This is a genomic window from Sphingobacterium sp. B29, from assembly GCF_001952815.1.
In the GTDB taxonomy this organism is placed as follows: domain Bacteria; phylum Bacteroidota; class Bacteroidia; order Sphingobacteriales; family Sphingobacteriaceae; genus Sphingobacterium; species Sphingobacterium siyangense.
The window spans coordinates 4,049,788-4,071,177 of sequence record NZ_CP019158.1 but is presented as its reverse complement, the minus strand read 5'-3'; the positions used below and the strand labels follow the sequence as shown (position 1 = coordinate 4,071,177).

Below are 21,390 nucleotides of genomic sequence, written 5' to 3'. Positions count from 1 at the left end.
CCGGTTAACATCTAGCCCAAGCGGACATCTAGCCAACATGGCCTCCCTCGACGGTTAACGAGGGAGCAGAATTTGAAGATTATTTTCTAAAAAAAAGGAATTTTAAATAAAAAAAATCACATTTGGAATTTATAACCCAGAATCAAAAGGTAAATTATATACTTCAAAAATTGAATTAAATCCTAAATTCGTGGAGAGGTCACTAAACAGACATTCCGTAACAAACAGAAAGAATAAAATTGGGACTATTTGATATTTTTAAAGGACAGGACAAATCCAAAAGTGAAACTGAACAATCAGTAACACCGACAGGTTTTAAAACTCAACTTGATATAGTTGAAAAAGATATTTATGCCAAACTAAAACCAGTCGGCTTTAAGAAAAACGATAGGACGTTTAACAGACGACTTGACGATGGAATAGTTCAGGTAATCAATGACGACAAAAGCCCAAACCGTTGTATGCTATTTTAAAAAGACTTCCCTATATATTATGACTCTTGAAGAAATAATTAATCATCATAGAAATACTTACATCAATCAACTAATTTCCTTTTATGGAAACAGAGGTAATGGTGTAAAAGAAATATTACTAAAATTAAGTTCTGATGAGGAAACCTTATTATTTAATTTAACAAGACCTGATTTTTTGTCAAATAACGATGGAGATTATGGTATCGAAGAATTATACCCAGATACATTTTCAAATCATCAGCCTATAAATTTTGCATATAAAAATTTAAATATAGAATTACATCCTATATTTTGGCACGGAGTTGAATTTATTTTGGATACAAAATTTGCAGAATTTGAGTGGTTAAAAAGTTGGACTATTACAGCTCTGAAAGAGAACAATGATGAATCTACTAATGAATTAGATTTGCTTGAGGCTATACATAATGTATCTATTCCGAGTATTTCGGAAAAATCAACGATTTTCGCAGTAGACTTTGGCACTTCAACATCCGAAACATTTTTCGCGTTGTTGGATACTATTAACGAAATTGGAGCTAAAAACATTATCATAAATTCCTTTGATTTAATTGAAGAATAAAAACTGCATACAACATCGTATTGGCAATAGTGAGGCTGACAGTTGTAAGCTCAGAGTCTGTAACATGAACTTTAAATCGGGTAATGTACGCTCAAATTACCGTGCATGATAAAAGCATGGGCATGAAAGATTATCATCTTTACAACAAAAATGGTCTTGCTTTTTATGTTTTCAGGAAATCTCAGGGAGTGTGGGAATTGGCATTCGGTGTACTCGCTGATGACATCAAGGAAGCGTGCATTGACGCCCTTATACTTCGCTTTGATATGGATGTGCCTGAGTTGTTTTATCATCATGGAAAACGCCAGGTCGTGGAAGTTCGGGCCAAGAAATACAGCCTTTGGCATATTTATCTCAATAATGCTTATGTAGGAAGTATTCAATATGACACCTTCACTAAGCAGTTCAATTACCACCTTGACGACAATTGCTTATTGACCGATGATCACGTGCAAAAGTATATAGCCATGATACAACGTGGGGAATTAAAGTGGATAAAGGACGATATTCGATGAAAAAGAATATAAAGTTCGAATGTGACGTGTGTGGTCAGAAGCAAGTGGTTGAGGTTTCTGTTTTGCATGGCGGTGGAACCTTGCAAATTATGATTGATCGATTTTTTATAATGAATGTAGATTTTCGCAATGGCGATTGGGTAATGCTATGTAACAATACGAGCTGGTTGACAACCGATGAACTGGTTATTATCCTTGATGAGTTGGGCTATGAGGAATAAAAAAACCTTGAGTCTGGGAGGATCTCAAGGCTTCCTAATTACAACCTATTTTTGAAAAGTACTATTAATACAATATCGAATCCTGTTTGGTTTTAAAAAGAATTATTTCTAGCTATTGAGCAAGGAGTACTAGCTGTCAATAAGTTTTCTGTTACCGGATTTCTCACTATAGATGATCTAATCACCAAGAAATATTTTACGTTGACGGATTAGGTGTAGATGGTCATGGAAGAACTTTTTGATAAAAGACGGTTATCATTATCGAAGAGTGGGTTGATCTGGAGTGTTCGTGAGAACGACAATAATATTTGATGAAGTGAAATAGCCTCTTGGAATTGAATTATTATTAGGATGGAATTTTTGAACAACATTTTATAAGAAATGAACAACAATTATCTCAGCTAATCTCGCGATCTTTACAGTAGATGAATGCCCAAAGCCGGTTAACATCTAGCCCAAGCGGACATCTAGCCAAAATTGCCTCCCTTAACGGTTACAAGGGGGGCTTTTTTTATTTTATTGTCTTATTTAACAGGGTCGAATAAATCAGCTACGGTTTCCCGTAACCAAACCTACTTTCAAACCATTACCTTAGCCTTACAGTTTGTAATAATCTTGAAAGTTAATAGCTGTAAACATATTAATTCAGAATAAATAATGTATATTAGGCTTGGGCATTAACCTTGCCCGATTGAAAAGTAGCATGCCATAATAGTAACCACGACCAATTCCATCGAAGGGAGGGAGATTTCACGCTATAATGATCCAATAGCAGCCAATGTTGTCATCGGCACCACTGTCTTTAGCGATATAGGAGCGAGCTATGTAGATTTCTTTAGCTTTAGATTATTCTACAAATTGATTTTTGAAATTGATTAATTATATTTTTAAACATGGAAAAAGGCTGTAAATATGGTAGGATAAATCCGAGCCCAGAAACAAAGTTGAGACTTTTTTCGGATTCAGCAGGTTATTGTTCTCGTCCCGAATGTGATCGTTATTTATTTTCTATAGATGGGGAAATTGAATATAATATTGGTGAAATGGCACATATTATAGCTGCTTCGACCACAGGCCCAAGACCAAATGCGAAACTAGATCCCTCAATCAAAGCAGACTATAATAATTTAATTTTGTTATGTCCAAATTGCCATACTGAAGTTGATAAAGCGCCTGAGCTATTCCCAGTTTCATTATTATTGGAATGGAAAGCTAATCACACAGGTCGAATTACATTATTAATGGGAATACCTCAAGTCAGTAATCGTAGGGAGGCTTGTAAATTTGTAAGGAAATTACAACGACAAAATTGGACAGTTTATAATTCATTAAATCCTAATCTACCATATCATGAGATTCCTGATGCGGAAGAAGCTAATGTTTGGAAAAGGAAAGTTGTTTCTCAAATTATTCCTAATAGCCAAAAAATTCTACTTTTCCTAGATCAAAATTCAAATTTGTTATTTGATAATGAGTTGATTATAGTTGAAGAATTTAGGCAACATTTAGATGATTTAATTGATAGGCATTTAGGCAGTAAATCAAATATTGGGAGCCAATATCCTATTGAAATGAATAATATATTAAACGATTAAGTATGAACTATAGAGATTGGCTTGTAACCAAACTAATTAAAGAACCAATAGAGGTAAGTAAATTAAATAAAGTAACCTCAGTAGATAGCAATTTAATTGAAGTTATTACAACTGATGGTAAATTAGTAATTGTAGGAGTAATCGAAAATTCTTTAATTTCAGATATGGATGTTCAGTTATTTCTTAATAGCGGAAAAAGTAAACCAAATATAATTATTGGGAAATCGAATTCAATATGGACTGGAGATGCAATTAACTCGGTCAGAAAAAATAATGTTGGTTGGGGTGGTATTGGGGAAATTCATTCTACCTATGATACAGATAACTATTCCTTGATTCAGAAAAGGGAGTATAATTGGGTCGAAACAAATATAATGAAGCATAATAAGGTGCGTAGTTTGGATAGAATTTTTGACCGAGTATTTAAAGTAAATAGAATAGGTGGTCTCCCATCATTAAAAGTTGTATTAATAAACTCATATGAATTAAGTGCGGAAGAAGTTCGAAATTCTGTAGAAGCATATGGAGCATTTGATATTATTTTAAAAACTAATCCAAATGGTACTCCAACAGCAAATGCCTATTTGGCAGCCGAAGAATTAGGAGCCGAAATTTGTGTATGGAGAGAATTATTAGTTCGGCTGAACAAAATATGAGGGAAGAAATCGATGGTATTTTTGATTTATTAGTTTTGAATAAATACATTATTGGATGTTTTAAGGCCTATTTGTTTGGTTCAATAATTACCAATAAACCTTTCCCAAATGACATCGATATTTTGATAATTTATGAAAATGAAGAACAGCCAAAAATTATTAGGAATATTTTTGAAAAAGTAAGTTATCTACCAATTCATTTTCTTTTTTTGACTGAAAAAGAAGAAAATGAAATAAAATTTATTCTTGAACAGGGATGTTTAAAAATACTTTAGCCATCAGAGACATCGAGGATGTATGCTCGGCAATACTTCCTTGGCGTATCTCAAATAATCTTACGATATTTACAATAGATGAAAGCCCAAACCAGACTTAAATTAGGTAACAAAGCGAGTATCTAGCCAAAACTGCCTCCCTTAACGGTTATAGGGGAGGCCTTTTTTTATTTTATTGTCTTCTTAAAACCGTTGTGGAAATCGGCTACGGTTTCCCGTAACCAATCCTGCTTTCAAACCTATACCTTAGCCTTACAGTTTGTAATAATCTTGAAAGTTAATATCTGAAAACATATTAATTCAGCATAAATAATGTATATTAGGCTTGGGTATTAACCTTGCCCGATTGAAAAGTATAATGCCATGATAGTAACCACAACCAATTCCATCGAAGGGAGGGAAATTTCACGCTATAATGATCCAATAGCAGCCAATGTTGTCATCGGCACCAATATCTTTAGCGATATAGGAGCGAGCTATGTAGATTTCTTTGGAGTTCGATCGATTAGCTACAAGAAAGGGTTACATTGTTATTTTAAGCAATTATTTTTTGTGACAAATTATTATTTATCTTATGAGTGCTAAATTATCACATCTTTATTTGAGAAATCCTTTTGGATACGCAAATAGATTCAACAAATCTCGGTATGTGTCGGATACCGAAATACAAGCGAAAGATCCTGAGGTATACCGAGCGCATAAAGAAAAACTCAACGCGTCGTTTATCCAACTAAAGCTAGATAGACATGATCGTTTGAATCAAAAAGCACTTGTTGTCGCAAATATTGAGATAGTAGAAATCCGTTTTTTAATACCTTTTAGTGATGGCTCCAAGTTTAAAACCCGCACTCGATTTCTAAGGGAATTTGGGTTGAGTCCTGTATTCCAAAAAGATTTCAATAGAACTGTATTGTTTGCTATTGTTGATAGGGTGAAATTCCAGCGATTTGACACCTTGCTTAATCAATACATCTCTAGCGAAAATCGCACTCCCCCTCAAGGAACAGCATATGCAATAATGACAACCTTGTTTGATGTAAAATATCATACTGCGGATGATATCCGTAATCATTGTACAAGAGATCTTGTCTTTCAATTTATCAATGATAACCAATATGTTGATGCTAATTATCAATTGCAGCGTCAGCAGTTAATCAATAAACTTGATACCCTAGTTTTGTTAGGCGATATTGACTCATTTGATGTAGACCCTTACGATAAAATGATTCAGATAAAAGGAGCTAACAGAGATGTAGTGGTGGAACTCGCAAAGGAGTTTGATATACTTGCCCAGGCACATTCTTTGCGTAATAGGGTGATAAGACCTGATCGATATAATGAAGCCCAATTAACTTGGGATTTAAGAATTCAAAATGATGACCACCAGGAAACAATTGTTGGAGTGCTGGATAATGGAATAAGGCCCATAGATCCGCTTAGAGATATCATCGTTGGAGGGACCGATATAACTAATACACAAAACGCATTAGATGCTGTTCACCAACACGGTACAGTTGTCGCTAGCCTAGCTGCTGTAGGAGCCCGATTTTTCTCAACCGAGCAGGAGCTTATAGCGGATACTAGAATATATTCCATTAAAATATTAGAACGGGTGGATGGTTATCTAGATGTTATAAAGATAGTTGAAGCTATACGTATTGCGCATCGTGAGCGAGGAATTAGATTATTCAATCTTTCTGTGTGTGGTCCGGGTAAAGCATACAACGAATCACCTTCGTTGTTCGCTTATTTATTGGATAAACTTGCTTATGAAGAAGATATTCTGATATTTATTGCAGCAGGAAATATGAACTATGATGATATAGTTGCCATGCAAGGTGATTTTCATGATTTGCATAACTATCCAAATCACTTTTATAATCCAGGTGTATCTTCTGATCTGCATTCATGTGAATTTACAAATATATGTATACCTGCCGAAAGCATGAATCATATTTCGGTAGGAGCATTAGCTGACAACTATCGACTAGATTCGGATACCCATCTTAGTAATGATAAACAGTTACCAGCCTATTACTCACGAAAAAATCATTACGATTTCAAGCAGGAAATCAATGGCGTGAAATTAAGTAATAATTATTCCAATAAACATCTTTTCAAACCGGACATTGTCATGCCTGGTGGAGATTTACTTAATGATGATTCGGCAATGCAAGTAATAGGTTTCGGAGACATGGGCACCGATTATTATGGTTTTGATGCCGGAACTAGTCTTGCTACACCATTAGCTTTAAATTTAGCAGTACAATTGCTGAATATTTATCCATCTATAAGTTTACAGTCCGTTAAAGCATTGATGATTAATAGCGCTGATAATTTTTCTGATGCTTATTTGACTGATTTGGTTGACCAAAGAAAAGACTCTTTGGCTATGATGCAATATGGTGTTCCTTTTGGGAGATTAAAAGGAGGGGATAAAACAAAAATCACTAGACAAGTCCTCTCAAAAGAGGACATCCATCGCAATTTGGTGGGGTTTGGAAAGCCTGATATAAATAAACTCCTTTATTCGTCAGATGGAGAAGTATCGTTGTTAGTGGAGGACGAAATCCGTACTGATCATCATAAAGTTATTTTGGTAAATATACCCGATTATTTATTAGATAGTACTACCTCTAAATGTTTAGATATTCAAGCCACATTATGCTTCAAAATCAATCCTGCATGGGGCAATCATGTTGATTATAATCCTCTACATATATCATTCAACTTTGCCAATAGTGTTGTTGAATCCTTGGATGATTTAGCTGAAATTATATCTGACAGAGAGCACCAGTATTATGAAGATTACTGGACTGAGGAAATTAGAGGATTAGAAGAAATAAAAACTTGGAGAGATTTAACGGACACTGAAAAAACAAAGTTATCTAAGTTAAAATTGGATGTCAAAAATCAACGACTTGGTGTGAAGAAGAACATTCAATCCTGGTCGGAAGATTTTTTCCCCCTTGTTAATAAACCGCTTTCTAATAGACAGCAGATGAGTATCAATTTATCAAAGATTGATATTGAGAAGATTGATAAGAAACTGGCTATCGTCATTCGCTGTGCCGTTAAGGAGAATTTAGATCATGACCTACAAGCATGGATACAAAGAGCTCCTACTCACGCATTCTCTCTAGCGATTCGTATTGCTGATGAGTCAAAGATTCGAGAGCGAAGTTTATATGATGAATTACAGGCGATTAATACATTAGAGGTATTTCACAATAATATTGTTGATCTCGATCAAGAAGCAGATCTGGAAGCTTAATTCCTTGAGATTATTGATATAAAAAAATGCCTTAGCTTATTTAATAGCTAAGGCATTTTTTTCTTGCTCTAATAGATCTTTCCAGATCTGAGTATCTATTTTTGGCTTGATGTTTTTTACAGACTTAATAGCAAACAAGCTTCGTTTTATTGCATTGATCAATGTCTTCTGAATACTGTAATAGGAGAGGCCTTTAGCACTTTCTATTAGCGCAGTTTTCGAGACCTCTTTATCGAAAATAAATTGGTCTTCCTTGAGTACCAAATTGATCATCTTTTCTATTTGCTCTTTTTCTGGTAACTCCAATGAAATCGAAAGATCAAATCGACGAAGTAGCGCCTCATCAAGCATATCTTTCTGATTGGTAGCTGCGATCACCATACTACTTTGAGGCAGATAATCAAATAACTGCAATATCGTATTAACTACCCGCTTCATTTCGCCATGATCTTGGCTGTAGTCACGTACTTTACCAAGAGAGTCAAATTCATCGATAAAAATAATACAGTCTTCCTGGGCAGCTTTACGAAATATCTTGGCAAGATTTTTACTAGTTTCACCCAATTTTGATGAAACAATAGCTCCGAGGTTGACAACGATCATCAATTTGTTGAGCTCACCAGCGATTACATAAGAAGCTAATGTTTTACCACATCCCGATGGGCCATAAAACAAAAGCTTATTAGAGACCGGTAGATTGTATTTGGATAATAACTCACTTTGACGATGTTCCTCCAAAAAATTATTTAATTTATCTGCAGCATCTTCGGTTAGTACCAAATTATTGAGTGTATAATCTGAAGTGAGCTTTTCTAAGATTAACTCATCAGTCTCTCTGTCTTGTACCGTTTGATAATGCGTAGGGGAGCCAACCTTCATTAAATGATTGTTCTGCTTACGTAGAGAATCCTTTAATAGCGATTGAAGCTGCAAAGCAAAATTGACCTTTTTGGTGTTCTTGTTATGTTCAATAAATTCGTTCAACGTAGACAACAGTTTGTCCTGGTCGTTTTCCAACCCAAAACGTGCAATGTCTTTTATATAATCTTGTTGACTCATTGTATTAAACTTTTAATGGCTTATGCATTTGTATATATGCAAATATAACAAATATTAAATATTGATATATTGTTACAGTGTTATATTGTTATACTAACGCTGATAATAAACGAACTAACTAAAGTGAGATATTAACAAATGACCTATATGTTATTTCTTCTTTTTGTAGTGACGTTTCCTAAGTTCCTCTAAAACATCAAGATCAATCCACTTGTTTTGATCTTTATCGAAATAATAGAAACCTGAGTTCATTGGATGGTTCACTTTGTTTGATTCTTTGATTAGAGTAGGGAGTACATCCAGTGCTTTATCAAGTAGCTCCGGACTTAAATCTCCATTTAGATTTACATTTATCTTATCACCATTTTTTGTGGAGTACTTGAAACCAAAATTAATATTATGATTTTCCCTCCGTTCTTTACTGTTCCAATGTCTTTCTTTGACCGTATTCCATATAAATACTGCAGATAATTTTAATGCGTCCCAAATTGCGCCACCGGATACGCCTAAAACTAAATTTTGTATTATCGGATCCTGAAGATACAAAGACATTTGCAACGTAAAGTCTTGAATCGACGCATTAGGGATGCCATTTTTGTCAAATTTATTTAACTCCAAATTCCCTTTTTTCAATAATTTCCCAATGTACAGCGTATCACTTTCAGTGAGTAATGCTCCATAGTATTCTAATCGGACAACGTTGTCTCCTTCTTTCATCGTTGAAATTTGATTAAACTCATCTGTTGCTTTGGCTATAATGCTATCGTCCGGCATTTCTGGAAACATCTGCTTGAACAAATCAATATACTCTTGTAGGCTTTTCATTTTTTCTATCTTAACGGTCAAAGAAATCATCTTTACTTAATTCCCTATTGAATGATTGCATACCATTATAGGCCTCTCGATAGCAATATATACTCATATTTAATATATTTTTAGGAAAATCCAAATGGATAGTTCGTTGGACTTCTTTCAATCCTTGATTTTAGTCTATCTAACAAGTATTTAAAAATGCGTTCTATTTCGGCGAAGTGGTAGCTTTCGGAGAGGCGTTTAAATACCCCCTGACAGAATTCTTCTCCATTGTTTTTAAAGCCGTATACTTTTCTTTTCCTGTCACGCCATAGAAAAAATTCTTGTAGTCGTAGGATGATATTGTTGTTTCGGTTGCCTTCATCTATTATAATTACTCCTCTTAGGTCGTTAAGTACTTTATTAATGACTTTTATGATGTGGTCTTCCGTAAATTCCTGCTTTTGATATTTTGATGTGAAGCAAGAAGTATCAGCCCATCCTCCCGATTTTGGATGAGCTGATAGTAGCGTGGTTTTGCTTCGGAATATAGATCGATTTCTTTCATGGAGAAGATATATAAAGCAATTATCCTGTTGCTAGTTCCTTTAAATTAATACGTTTTTCGGAGAGATTATAGTTTTTAAATTTATATCTCATGAAGGCTGACATCATGTCTTCGTGAGTAGACATAATTATTTGATTATCGTAAAATTCATTTCTAAGCAAATCAATAAATCCGTAAAGATTTAATTCATCCATAGTTTGAACAGGATCATCTATCAAAATTAATTTGTTTTGAGAGTACTTTTTATGAAGAGCGAGAGTGAAAGCAATAATCAATGCTGACAATTGTCCAGAGCTCATCGTGAATACGGCATCATAGGTTTTTTTTGATCCCGTTTGGAAACGTATTCCCTCTTTTTCGGAAAAAATAAATAAGCCTATCCCACCTTGAAAAGATTGCATAATTCTGCCTGAGTAGATATGAAATACTGTTTCTATATCTTTTATTATTTTTCTCTGATAAGATTTTAAAGATGAATTATATGTGCTTTTTAATTTATTCAGTTTTTGAGAAACTTGTTTTGCTGAATCTCTATTTTTGGTAGCCTCTATTAATAGTGCAGATTTGGTTTGTAGAATTTGATTTTGACTTAATGATAATTTGTGCGATAGGTATTTTTTCTTTGCTTCAATTTGTTCAATAGTAACAGAATCTACTTGATTAAGATTATTATTGAAATATTCTCGGAAATACTCCAAAAAATACGTTTCTATTAATTCTGCATTACTCGTGTCTTTAATAATAGAGATTTCATTCTTGAATAGCTCTAATTTGTTGGCTACATCTAGTATTTTTTCGTCACTTAGGTATTTTGAATAATCAATTTCAAGAATACTAAGAACTTTCATAAGATCATTAAAATAATTATCCTCTAAATCAAGTAACTGTGAAGCAAATTCTTTATTGTAATTAAGAGAAGTAAGGTGAATATTTATCAGCTCTATTATTTGTTTAATCGTTTCAGATTTAAATTCTGTAAACGTTTCCTGGAGGCGATTGCTTTTATCGGAATTGATTTCTTTGATTTGCTCGGATTTAGTTTCGATTTGAAGCAGTAGTGTTTCAATGTTTTTCCAGTCATGGCCGCATAAAACACATTCTCCGTTGGAAACCCCAGCTTCTCTTAGGTCGGTAAGTTCCTCTATTAAATCATTTCTAGATTTAGAAATGTCCGAATAAATTCTATCTAATCCAGAGAGTTCTTTATGACTTAATATAAGTGCCTGTTGGGTTAAAGAAAAAGTAGTTTTTAAATCACTTGGAATAAAGTAATAAGTGTTTAAATCTATTGATTCTTCCACCTTATTATGACTCAAAGATTCCAGTTGCTTTATTGTATTTTGCAGATCTGTTTCTTTTTTTCGTAACTCTCTTATCTCATCTTTTTTAGATAAAAAATTATGAAATTTAAAAAAGTTATTGACCAGGTTTTCATTTTCTAAAAGATAGTCAACAGCTTTATTTTTTCTATGTTGAATGAATAGGCTTTTTCGTTCAATAAATACTTTTAGTCGATCAAGAACTCCATCTGCGCTTATAATATCTGAATAGTCGAATATTGACGGATTGATTTCTTCCTGATCCCAGAATAAATCTTTTTTTTCTAATAACTTTACAAAAGAAGTAGGGGTTTCATCCGCAATAATGTTTGTTTTTATTTGATTTATTTCTTGATCCAAATTTCTGAGACTTTCATCTTCAATAGTAATGATTGCATCAATCCTCTTTTTAAGGTCATCAATTCTTTTAATTTTTTGTTCAAATTCTTTTAGATCAAATAAGTGACCTATATGACTTTTTCTTTTTTTATCATCATGTTTAAGCAAGAATAGGGATTCCTCTTGTTCTACATAGTTAAGAAATTGGAAATTAGAATTGTAATTTTTGCCTAGTAAGTCTGTTAGAAATAGATTTTCGTCAACTACAGGTGTCCGATTTTCAGACAAAAAATCATCTTTTGTAAATAGTTTGTATACGGAAAAATCTATGTATGGTTCTATGTGAGTTGCATCTGCAAAACGCTGCAATATATAGGTTTGGTCATTTTTAATCAACTCAATTGTAACCGAAATGTCTTTGCCTATTCCGTTTGAATGTTGAAATGGATTTTCAGAAAAAACTTGTCTTCCGTCAATCAGTTTTGCCTTAAGGTCTTCGTATCTTCTTATCCTTCCAGTAAAAACTAATTCTATCGCATCATAAATGCTTGTTTTTCCAAAACCGTTCGGGCCGTCAAATACAATAATGTCAGAAGAATTAAAATCTATAGTGGTGTCTTCGAATACCTTAAAATTCTGGATTCTAATTTTGTTGATCTTCATTTGGTAATATTGCTTTTAATTTTTCAAGAATAGTTTCATTGGTCATTGCACTAAAATCTTCATCATTTAGCTTAAAAAAGTCCTGCTCCAAAATTTCATCAAGTGAATTGTTTCCAACAGATTTTTGGTTTATTTCTTCAAGCGATTTAAGGTTATTGGTTTGAGTGATTCCTATTCTAATAAAAGGTATTTTAATCGCTATTCGATAAATCAATGACTCAAATGAGTTAGCATCAAAATTCGTTTTGTGCTGTTCAAATATTTCATTTTTCAGAATAAGTGTTTCAATGGCATTAAGTAAATTTGATTCGCCAATTTCAGCATTTAGATTTTTTATTTCTTCATCGGTGTAATACAAGATACTTTTTTTGAAGTGATATGGATTCTCTTCAATGTGTAGCAGATTATCAAATTTAACATCTTCTAGTTTTGAAACCTTATTCAATACTAACAAGTTTGCGTTTTTATCAAAAGTCGATTCTTGAACGAGTTCTTTCGTTTTTACAAATAGCTCTATTTGATCATTTAACACATTATTGATGTTATCACCATCGTACTGAGCAATAACCCAATAATTTTTTTGCTCTTTCAAAACATAGATTTTGAAATCTGTATTAGGTTTTTCTTCGAGCTCGGCAGCTTGGAATATCTTATTTACTAGATTAATCATTTAATTTTTTTTTTGCTGTTTCTAAATCAATTAAGCTGACTTTTTTCCATTGGGTGATTTTTGTTTCACTTTCAGCTTCGCCAGTATCAACATGGTTGACATGATTGACGTTGTTTGCATAGGCTTCTAAATTGTCAACGTTGCATTCTGAAGTGATTAAGTAATCAGAATTAAAAGGAACGTCTACCATTTTGTTTAGAGCTGTTTTAATTATCCGCTCACTTACGTTTTTCTTACTTGATTCGGAATTGGAATAGTCTATTGAGGTTGGGAAATATTGTTTGCTTTCGGAACAAACCCAACCAATTCCATCACCTCCATTAGACTCTTTAATATTCATTAGTATTTGATAGAAACAATCTTTCATTTCATCTTCGTTGAGGCTTAAATCGGTGTATTGCTGTAAGTTTTCATAGGAAATACTCTTATGTGGTCTTATATTTTGAAGAAATTCTTTGAAAGCGATAGGGGCGTAAGAATTGAAAAGTATCGAATACTTATCCATCTTGGTTTTTAATTCCGGACTTAATTGACCTTCTTCAAAATCCAAGCAAAACTCCTGATAATATCGATTGAGATTACTTCTAATCTTGCTCTCAAAATAAACTTCGTCTTGAACATGCGAAGCTATATCGATTCTCATTGCGTCTAAGAAATTTTTTAGAGGAATAGGATTGTCATAGGCAGCATTTCTTATGGAAGTTCCACCGTGATTTAAGGCGTGTATATATATTACCTTATCAGATATGATTTTTTCTAATATTTCGCTTAATATTTGGACCGTGTTTGGATTATTATGGCCAACAATTTTATGCTTTTGAAGCCCTAAAGCAATTTGCTCTTTAATTTTTACATGAATATCATTTAAAGAACATGATTCGGCGTTATTTTCATATTCATAGATTTTCATTTTGGGATGCAAAAGTTCAATTTCGGATTTAGTTTTTTCATTTTGAGTTGCCATATGAAAAAAAGCTTCAACAGTTTGTGATCCAATAGCTGTCCATTTACCTTCTAATTGCTCAAAGTCTTCCTTATAAGTTGCGTATTGCGAGCTTTTTACAGCCTTAACTTGGTGCATAGTAATAGGGATATATCCTCCGGTAGCTAGTGATTTTAATATGGTAAAATCTTCTATGGAATCCATTTGAACTACCAACTCATTTATTTCATTTTCAGTTTTGGCATTAATCTGTTTCAAGATATGATAAAGTGCGACTCTACCTTGATAAATGAATCCACTCCATGTTGGTATTGCTGTATGCGGTAAAGGTTGTTTGGCCATTACATTATTATGCTTTTAGATTGTTTAGTCTCAGACGCATATTGATATACCTTTGTTAGGTAGGATCAAACAGCATTTAAATCTATTCTAATTATTTATATTATGTCTTACATTATTAACTAAAGTTCTGCATAGATTTTAGCCATTCTGCTGTCGCCTTTTCGGTAACCATGTCTCGTGCCAGAAAACGTCTTATCGGATTTTTTCAACCCTACTATTTTTGAAGTAGTAAATAACTTCCAATCGGGAACGACTCCCTTATCACTTGTTCCTTCGATTTGATAAGCCGAAAGTGAATCATTCCCTTTCTTAGAAACTCCAAAAGTGTGTAGTTCAACTACTCTTTGATGTCCATCATAAGAGAATTCTAGTAAGTTTCGACGTTCAATTGCGTCGATAATTATCTGTTTCATATTTTTTAGTTTTATGTTTGAAATTTAGTTATTGATTTACAATCCAATTACCTCCACCATACTCTTCCCGCTTTGCTGCTTGCTCACTTTGATCTGCACAGGGATCCGCTCTGTCATTTCCTGCACGTGAGAAATGACACCCACTTTACGTCCTTGATTGTGCAGCCGTTCAAGAGCATCCATAGCGATATTAAGTGTATTAGGATCTAATGAACCAAATCCTTCGTCAATAAATAAAGATTCCACTTTCATACGGCTAGATGACAAAGAAGCAAGGCCTAAAGCCAAGGCAAGCGAAACCAAAAACGATTCCCCGCCGGAAAGGGAGTAGATCGTACGCACTTCCTCGCCCATGTCCTGGTCGACTACTTGTAGAGCCAGTGAAAGAGGTATCCGTTCGATTTTGTACCTGTTGGTGAGTGCTTGCAAATGAATGTTGGCATAGCCCAATAAAACATCTAGTGTATATTCCTGGGCTATCTGACGGAATTTTTTACCATCGGCAGAACCGATGATTTCATTCAGTTTACTCCATTTCTCATTGATAGCTTCCTGCGCCGCTATACGTTTCAGCAAGTCACCAATATTCTGTTTATACACAGCATCTTGTTGTAGGCGGAAGCTGTTTTCCCCTTTTTTATGTTTATTGGTTTCCAGCGTCGATTTTACAACAGCATTGAGATCTATGAGTTCCTCAACTGGTCGGTCAGATATACTTTTTTCTTTATGGGTGTCTAAAGCATGTCTTCGTTCCGATAGAACGCTGGTAGCTTTGGTCACTTCCTCGTCTATCGTTTGCAATTCCTCACGTTCTGTAGCCATCCAATCGTTGCTCAACGACAATAAATCATGGAGCTCCTCCATGGTTAACGATTGACTGTTCTTTATGTTGAAATCGTCAAGCCAACCCTCCATTTTTTCCGATTCTTTTTGAGCTTCGGCTTGTAAAGCTGTTATTGAAGTGGCCAATTCATCATATTGGGTTTGGGCTTTGGTACTGTTGATATTGAGTTGTTCCCTAGTTATTTTAAGCTGCTCGAGTTGCTGCTGAGCATCCTTTATTGCTTGCTTTAGCTTGGTCTCCGTTTCGCTTGCGGATTGACCTCCAAATATCGAATTGCGCTCTTGATATAACGCTAAATGCAGTTTATTTTCCGCAACATGAGCTTCCGTTTTTTTACTAACATCTGAAGCAAGACTTTTAGCTTGGTGTTCCAGTTGGCTTATCGTGGCTTCGAGTGCTGCATGTTGACGGGTATGTTCATCCATCCGTTCGCTTCTTTCTTTCCAATCGCGGGCAAAGTCTTCAATACGCTGAACGAATGCTAGCGGTGAAGCTTTCCAATTTTTCATCCATTCTGGAGCGGTGAAATAGGGAGAGAGTAGCCGTTCAACACTGTCTAAATCACGTGATGCCTTATCACGATCTCTCGTATGGCTGCTTTGCTGTTCTTTGTAAACAGCCAGTTGGTTTTGGATGTCTTTGAGTTGATTGGCAAGGCTATCGGTCTTTTCTTTAAGTTGGTCTATTTGTGTTTTGCCAACTTCTATTTGTTGCTTTTTCTCCGTATAAGCTTGTATTTGCGCTTGCAGATCGCCCTGTTTGATCTTAAGATCCTGTAATTTTTCTTCAATCCAAGCTACTTTTTCTGCATTGGCTATCGCCTTACTTTCGTCGGCAATTTCAAATTGTTCCCAAATTTGCTCTTTAGAGACTAATGCTTCTTGCCTTGCTGTAATTTCTTCACTTTGGCGTTCAATGTTTTGCTGTAGCATCTTACTTTCCTGTTCCAGGGCGATATAGAGGTTATTGCTCGCGTGATAGCTCTGGTCTTGTTCCTCGAAGGATTTTTCCAGTTGTACCAATACATTTTCCAATTGCGGATTATGAAGCACATAGGGATGACTTTCGCTTCCGCAAACAGGGCAAGGCTCGTCATCCACTAAAGCCGCCCGCAATTTTTCTACGTTTTCAGTCGATGCCAGACGAGCTTGCTGCAAAAGCTGCTGAGCTGTATCGCGTTTTACCTTTTCTAACGGCAGCTGTTGGGCTAAATTTTGTAAAGTTTCATTTTTTGTATGAAGGTCAGACCTGTCGTTTATCTGTTTTTGGTTTAGTACCTCCAATTCCGTAAGTGCACCGTAAAACAGCTGCCAATGTGCCTGTGCTTTTATAGTGTATTCAACCTGTCGGTCTGTTTCGGATTTATCTAGGCCTAAAGTTTCGATAGGTGTTAATTGCAACTCTTTGGTTAACAAATCATTGCTTTTCTTTAAAATTTCCACGCGATCTACCTGTTGCTTCCAATCAGACTCTATTGTCGACCTCTCGGCTTCGTCTTTATCGAATTTATCCTGTATTTGTGTCAACATTGAAGACGATTGCTGCGAAATTTCTAAAAACTGCCGCGCATCCTTTAGTTTCGACAAGATGAGGTCTTTATTTTCCGCAATCGGGCTGCGGTCTTTGTTGTCTGCTTTCCAGTCGGTGATATCTTTTATTTGATCAGCAAGGTTTGCAAACTCCTCTTTTTTAGCTTTCAGTTGGATTTGATGTTGATTATTGGCTTCAACAGAATTTTCAGCTTCTTCTTTTAGTTTTTCTACCTGTTGTTTTTTCTCCTCCAGCAAGGTGTCAAGTCGCCTCGCTTGATCCAATAGGGGAAGGGCATCTGTAAGCGCCTTGTTTTTTTCTGACAGATTGGTTTCTGCCAAATCCAACTGATTTTCGAGCCTTTCTTTTTCCTTCTGTAGGACAGCGAGGTTTGCTTTGATCTGTGCAAGGGCTGTTGTTTTGTCAGCATGCTGCTCTTGAACATATTTTAAGGCATCGGCCCAGCTTTTGGTTTGCTGCGCTTGCTCAACAGTTTTCAGTTTTTGTTTACGGGGCAAGGCAGAGCTTTGCACCTCCGTTGCAACATCTAATGCTGTGTACGCTAGATCATAATTGATTTGTAGTTTAGCGAGCTGTTCGTGCCATCCGATTTCTGCATTTAGTATTTCGATCTCTTTTTCTAGACTTTTGATCTCGATTTCCAGTATGTCCTGTTCATCCGAGAGCGCCTTCAGTTCTTCTTCGCTCAGTGTGATAATTCCTTCTTTACGAAGATTAAGGTCACGCAACAGCATTTCTTCCGCTCTGAATTTTTCATAGATTTTTTTCGATATTTCTGAATAAATATAAGTGCCAGTCAACTTTTCAAGCAGAGAAGCTTTTTCACCTTTGTCAGCCTTCATAAAAGCTGTAAAATCGCCTTGAGCTAGTAACACAGACCGGGTAAACTGATCAAAATTTAAACCTACCAACCTTGCAATTTCATTTAACGTTTCAGCTTTTTTTGCTGGAAAATCGGTATTCGTAGTTATATTTTTCAGGGTCACGGAATCAGATTGCATGCTACCATCCGCTTTATTTCTCGCACGCCTTACGCTCCAGGTAGCACGATGATATTGTTCATCAATACCAACAAAATCTACTTGAGCAAAGCCATCCGCTGTACCATCACGCAAAATGCTTCGTACATCACCTTGATTGAGCGTGCTGCCTTCAACATCTTTAATTTCTATACCTATTTCTTTCGCTTGTAAGTACCGCGGTGTTTTTCCGTAAAGAGCAAGGCACAAGGCATCTAATATCGTAGATTTTCCAGCGCCAGTAGCTCCCGTAATGGCAAATATGCCAGCGAAGATAATGGTTCAGAAGTAAAGTCAATTTCTGTTACTCCCTCTAGGGAAGCTAGGTTTTTAATTCTTATGGCTAATATCTTCATTCTACTCGGCTGTTTGATTGACTTCTTCCACTACTTGTTGAAAAAGATTTAGGATATCTTCGGGTACCACCCTGTTATATCTAGTTTGATATATTTTTCCAAATACATCAATCGGCTGTAATTCTTGCAACTGCTCTGGAGCAATTAATTGATGTTCCTCCGTTTTCGAGTCAGGATACTTCACATCAATTTTCGCAAGTCTCACTTGTTTTTGCTGTAATGCCACCTCTACCTTATGGCGCAATGCTGGCTCAGGACCTTCTAAAAATACACGAACTTCAAGATAAGGTATTGTAGCTTTGTCAGCTTCATCAGAAGTAGGTAGTTGTTCAAGCAAAGCGATGACATCATGTAAAGGTTGGTGTTTCAACGGAACTCTCAGCAGCGGTACAAATAGTGGTATCTCGATCGATCTAAGATTATGCATTTCGTCGTCGAGATCAAAGACGACGACTTGGTGCTTGTAATTAATCTCTGAGAAAGACATAGGCAGGGGACTGCCAGAATAACGCACATGATCTTTGCCACCAATTTTTTGCGCCTTATGAATATGTCCAAGAGCAACGTATTTTACATCCTCATGAAAAGCAGTCGCCGGAATACATTCAACACCGCCCATGATCAGCCTTTCTGTTTTATCTAGCTCAGTTATTTCAGCATTGTGCGTATGTAAATGCCCCATAGCTATTATGATTTGATCATCCTTAATTTTTTCTTGCGCATAGTCAAATAACTCTTTATAAAGTGCAGTTACACCTTCTGTATAGGGGTTTGAGCAGTCAGGTATAGCTGGGTAATCTCCCATACGGAGGAATGGTACGGCGAGGCAATATATCTTGATCCTTCCAGCCTGATCATATATTGGTACAATCAATTTTTCATAATCGATTTTTCCCTTCGCATCTTTCTCAACCAATCCAACAATATGAATTTTCGAAGACAGGAGTAAAGGTTTTGGTGCCTCAAGGCGTGATGCAGAATCATGATTTCCAGCGGTAATAATAATTTGTAGATCTGGGGTTTTAGAAATAGCTTGATTCAAGAAGGTATAAAACATTCGGATCGACTGAGCTGATGGATTTGATATATCAAACACGTCTCCGCTAATAAGCAGCACGTCAATTTTTTCACGATGCAATATCTCTACCAGCCAATCTAAGAATTGCTGATGCTCATAGCTGCGGTCATATTCGTGAAATAACTGGCCAATATGCCAGTCTGCGGTATGAAGGAATTTCATTTTCAAATAAATGGCTAGTCCATAATTTATCGTTTTAAAATCGATTGTATCAAGATTAAAAAAAGATTTTATGGTTTAATAATATGTTAATGCAATATAATAATTGTAATTTGAAATATAAATGTTTTAAGTGTTATTTTTAGTTTTTCCCATGATATTCCCTGATATAGCGTTTTCAATTAATCTAGTTGAAATTACAATGTATAATTTTCAATCTTTTACGGGAAACCATATTTGGCTCAATAGATTTAAGAAACAAATATTTTAGGCTGTTTAAAAAAGTAAAATCTTGCTCATTTGTGATAAGGATTGTAGCGTCCGGCAAATGGTGAATTGATATCGATGATTTGACATTTTAATTTCCACATCCTATCAACAAAATTGGATGTAAGGTTTGATTTTACAGTCTCAAGCATTTTAATTAACTTCGACAAACAAACCTATATTCCAATGAGAGAAATCAAAGTGTTGTATTCGCTTAAACACAGAACAATCGAAGCGTCTAAGTTTAAATGTGGTACATATAAGCATAAAGCTAAGGTTGTTGCAAATTTTTATGATTTAGAAACTGCAGACAAATTTATAGCGAGAGTATTAAATAAATGGGACTTTAACAAACCAAATGAATTACCATCTAATAACGATTTAAAATCTGAGTGGGGTAAATTTGAATATAACAAACCAAGTTAAAACTAAATAAAATATGTATCCCAATGTTGAATAAAAAATACGGGATGTCAGAAGAAGCTCATTAATCATTTTTAGTCTCAAGTGGGGATTAAAGTCCAATCGTTATTTTCTGAAAAATTGGGTATTTAAAGTGGTGTGAATTATTTTTAATTTATTACGTTTATCCAAAGCCTATTGTCTATGTCAAGGAAAAAATTAAAATTAAACGAATTTAGAGTTTCGGGTGATGTTAAACCGATTTCTTACAGTGAGAGAAAGTCAATCGAATTAAATAATTATGACACGTTTTACGTCTCTTATAGAGAAAATATAGTGTGTTCTTGTAAAATTCAATCTCTACATTCAGATTGGGAGGGCCGACCCATGGCTATGGTAGTTATTAATGATTCCCCAAAAGGCTCATTACATAATTTATATGCTGATGAATTAGGTACAACACCGGAGGAAGCAATAAAACACCAATTGGAAATTTTTTACGAATTAACTTGCTTTTTTTGAATTAAAACATTAAGAATTTCATTTTTTATTGAAGAACCTGAATTCTGAATGTTCCTTATATTTGCATTTAATACATCAATTTATCAGGCTTTTAATTTGTTCAATTTAATGCATAATAATATGGCAGGATTGCCGGCTAAAAATTTATGTAGATTTCCTTTGGTTCTCTGCAAAATCTTACGATTAAAGGATTGCCGGTTAACAGTCCATGCTTGTGATTTCACGGCTTGCATACAGACTTCATAAACGTTATTCGCACGATCACCCGGAGCATTACCTCCTGAACCCTTAATGTGATAAAGATTAATTTCCACACGATCCGGTAAGTCCATAAAAGAAACAAAATCTGCTACTTCCCCTTGACCATGATCATTAATAAGTAGTGTGTAATTATCTGCCATCAATTTAGCCTGTAAAGTTTCATGAATAGAATTCTCTCTTTACATCGGTATTTACCCAACTGAATGCCTGAATTTTACTGTTATCAAAATGAAA

The 21,390-nt window shown here is 35.0% G+C and carries 21 protein-coding genes; 10 read left to right on the top strand and 11 right to left on the bottom strand.

Features of this window, described 5'->3' with window-relative positions; genetic code table 11:
- Nucleotides 1–492 precede the first annotated feature (492 nt).
- The 9 genes from BV902_RS17400 to BV902_RS17360 all read left to right on the top strand — a co-directional run bounded on the left by BV902_RS17400 (nt 493) and on the right by BV902_RS17360 (nt 7,589).
- Entirely contained in the window at nt 493–1,053 is a 561-nt protein-coding gene (locus BV902_RS17400; protein WP_075993020.1) for a hypothetical protein, read from the top strand.
- A gap of 122 nt (nt 1,054–1,175) precedes the next feature.
- Nucleotides 1,176–1,568, top strand: a complete 393-nt coding sequence (locus BV902_RS17395; RefSeq protein WP_157626123.1) for a hypothetical protein — start codon at nt 1,176–1,178, stop codon at nt 1,566–1,568.
- Entirely contained in the window at nt 1,565–1,789 is a 225-nt protein-coding gene (locus BV902_RS17390) for a hypothetical protein (protein ID WP_075993018.1), read from the top strand. The genes BV902_RS17395 and BV902_RS17390 overlap by 4 nt, the downstream gene beginning before the upstream one ends.
- A gap of 708 nt (nt 1,790–2,497) precedes the next feature.
- Nucleotides 2,498–2,668 carry a heavy metal-binding domain-containing protein gene (locus BV902_RS28730; protein WP_083663828.1) on the top strand — a complete coding sequence of 57 codons (171 nt, stop codon included), beginning with the start codon at nt 2,498–2,500 and terminating at the stop codon, nt 2,666–2,668.
- Between the two features lie 14 nt (nt 2,669–2,682).
- The gene (locus BV902_RS17380) at nt 2,683–3,384 is read left to right on the top strand and encodes an HNH endonuclease (RefSeq protein ID WP_075993017.1); all 702 of its coding nucleotides are present in this window, start codon (nt 2,683–2,685) and stop codon (nt 3,382–3,384) included.
- 2 nt (nt 3,385–3,386) lie between these two features.
- Nucleotides 3,387–4,040, top strand: coding sequence for a hypothetical protein (locus BV902_RS27155; RefSeq protein ID WP_083663659.1), 654 nt, complete (start codon nt 3,387–3,389; stop codon nt 4,038–4,040).
- Nucleotides 4,037–4,315, top strand: a complete 279-nt coding sequence (locus BV902_RS17370; protein WP_075993016.1) for a DUF6932 family protein — start codon at nt 4,037–4,039, stop codon at nt 4,313–4,315. The genes BV902_RS27155 and BV902_RS17370 overlap by 4 nt, the downstream gene beginning before the upstream one ends.
- 363 nt (nt 4,316–4,678) lie before the next feature.
- Nucleotides 4,679–4,900 (top strand): heavy metal-binding domain-containing protein, encoded by a 222-nt coding sequence (locus tag BV902_RS17365; RefSeq protein ID WP_075993015.1) that lies wholly within the window; start codon nt 4,679–4,681, stop codon nt 4,898–4,900.
- Nucleotides 4,890–7,589, top strand: a complete 2,700-nt coding sequence (locus BV902_RS17360; protein WP_075993014.1) for a S8 family peptidase — start codon at nt 4,890–4,892, stop codon at nt 7,587–7,589. The genes BV902_RS17365 and BV902_RS17360 overlap by 11 nt, the downstream gene beginning before the upstream one ends.
- A gap of 36 nt (nt 7,590–7,625) precedes the next feature.
- Here BV902_RS17360 and BV902_RS17355 read toward each other — a convergent pair whose 3' ends face one another.
- The 10 genes from BV902_RS17355 to BV902_RS17320 form a co-directional block, all read right to left on the bottom strand.
- Nucleotides 7,626–8,648, bottom strand: a complete 1,023-nt coding sequence (locus BV902_RS17355; RefSeq protein WP_075993013.1) for an AAA family ATPase — start codon at nt 8,646–8,648, stop codon at nt 7,626–7,628.
- 150 nt (nt 8,649–8,798) lie between these two features.
- Nucleotides 8,799–9,473, bottom strand: coding sequence for a hypothetical protein (locus tag BV902_RS17350; protein WP_075993012.1), 675 nt, complete (start codon nt 9,471–9,473; stop codon nt 8,799–8,801).
- A gap of 193 nt (nt 9,474–9,666) precedes the next feature.
- Nucleotides 9,667–9,825 (bottom strand): hypothetical protein, encoded by a 159-nt coding sequence (locus BV902_RS27395; RefSeq protein WP_157626121.1) that lies wholly within the window; start codon nt 9,823–9,825, stop codon nt 9,667–9,669.
- A gap of 203 nt (nt 9,826–10,028) precedes the next feature.
- Entirely contained in the window at nt 10,029–12,329 is a 2,301-nt protein-coding gene (locus BV902_RS17345) for an AAA family ATPase (RefSeq protein ID WP_075993011.1), read from the bottom strand.
- Nucleotides 12,310–12,999 (bottom strand): ABC-three component system middle component 1, encoded by a 690-nt coding sequence (locus tag BV902_RS17340; RefSeq protein WP_075993010.1) that lies wholly within the window; start codon nt 12,997–12,999, stop codon nt 12,310–12,312. Before BV902_RS17340 ends, BV902_RS17345 begins: the two co-directional genes overlap by 20 nt.
- A complete protein-coding gene (locus BV902_RS17335; RefSeq protein WP_075993009.1) occupies nt 12,992–14,284 on the bottom strand; it encodes an ABC-three component system protein in 1,293 nt (430 codons plus the stop codon). Before BV902_RS17335 ends, BV902_RS17340 begins: the two co-directional genes overlap by 8 nt.
- Nucleotides 14,285–14,403: 119 nt before the next feature.
- Nucleotides 14,404–14,697, bottom strand: a complete 294-nt coding sequence (locus tag BV902_RS17330) for a hypothetical protein (protein WP_075993008.1) — start codon at nt 14,695–14,697, stop codon at nt 14,404–14,406.
- A 36-nt stretch (nt 14,698–14,733) separates the two neighbouring features.
- Entirely contained in the window at nt 14,734–18,366 is a 3,633-nt protein-coding gene (locus tag BV902_RS17325) for an AAA family ATPase (RefSeq protein ID WP_443019327.1), read from the bottom strand.
- Entirely contained in the window at nt 18,327–18,467 is a 141-nt protein-coding gene (locus tag BV902_RS28150) for a hypothetical protein (RefSeq protein ID WP_157626120.1), read from the bottom strand. Before BV902_RS28150 ends, BV902_RS17325 begins: the two co-directional genes overlap by 40 nt.
- Nucleotide 18,468: 1 nt before the next feature.
- Nucleotides 18,469–19,707 (bottom strand): exonuclease SbcCD subunit D, encoded by a 1,239-nt coding sequence (locus tag BV902_RS17320; protein WP_083663658.1) that lies wholly within the window; start codon nt 19,705–19,707, stop codon nt 18,469–18,471.
- Nucleotides 19,708–20,157: 450 nt separating this feature from the next.
- Here BV902_RS17320 and BV902_RS17315 point away from each other — a divergent pair, with 450 nt between their 5' ends.
- Nucleotides 20,158–20,397: a hypothetical protein gene (locus BV902_RS17315; RefSeq protein ID WP_075993005.1), complete on the top strand. Its 240-nt coding sequence runs from the start codon at nt 20,158–20,160 to the stop codon at nt 20,395–20,397.
- Between the two features lie 581 nt (nt 20,398–20,978).
- On the opposite strand, the gene BV902_RS17305 is transcribed toward BV902_RS17315, so the two are convergent.
- Nucleotides 20,979–21,296: a hypothetical protein gene (locus BV902_RS17305; RefSeq protein ID WP_075993003.1), complete on the bottom strand. Its 318-nt coding sequence runs from the start codon at nt 21,294–21,296 to the stop codon at nt 20,979–20,981.
- Between the last annotated feature and the right edge of the window lie 94 nt (nt 21,297–21,390).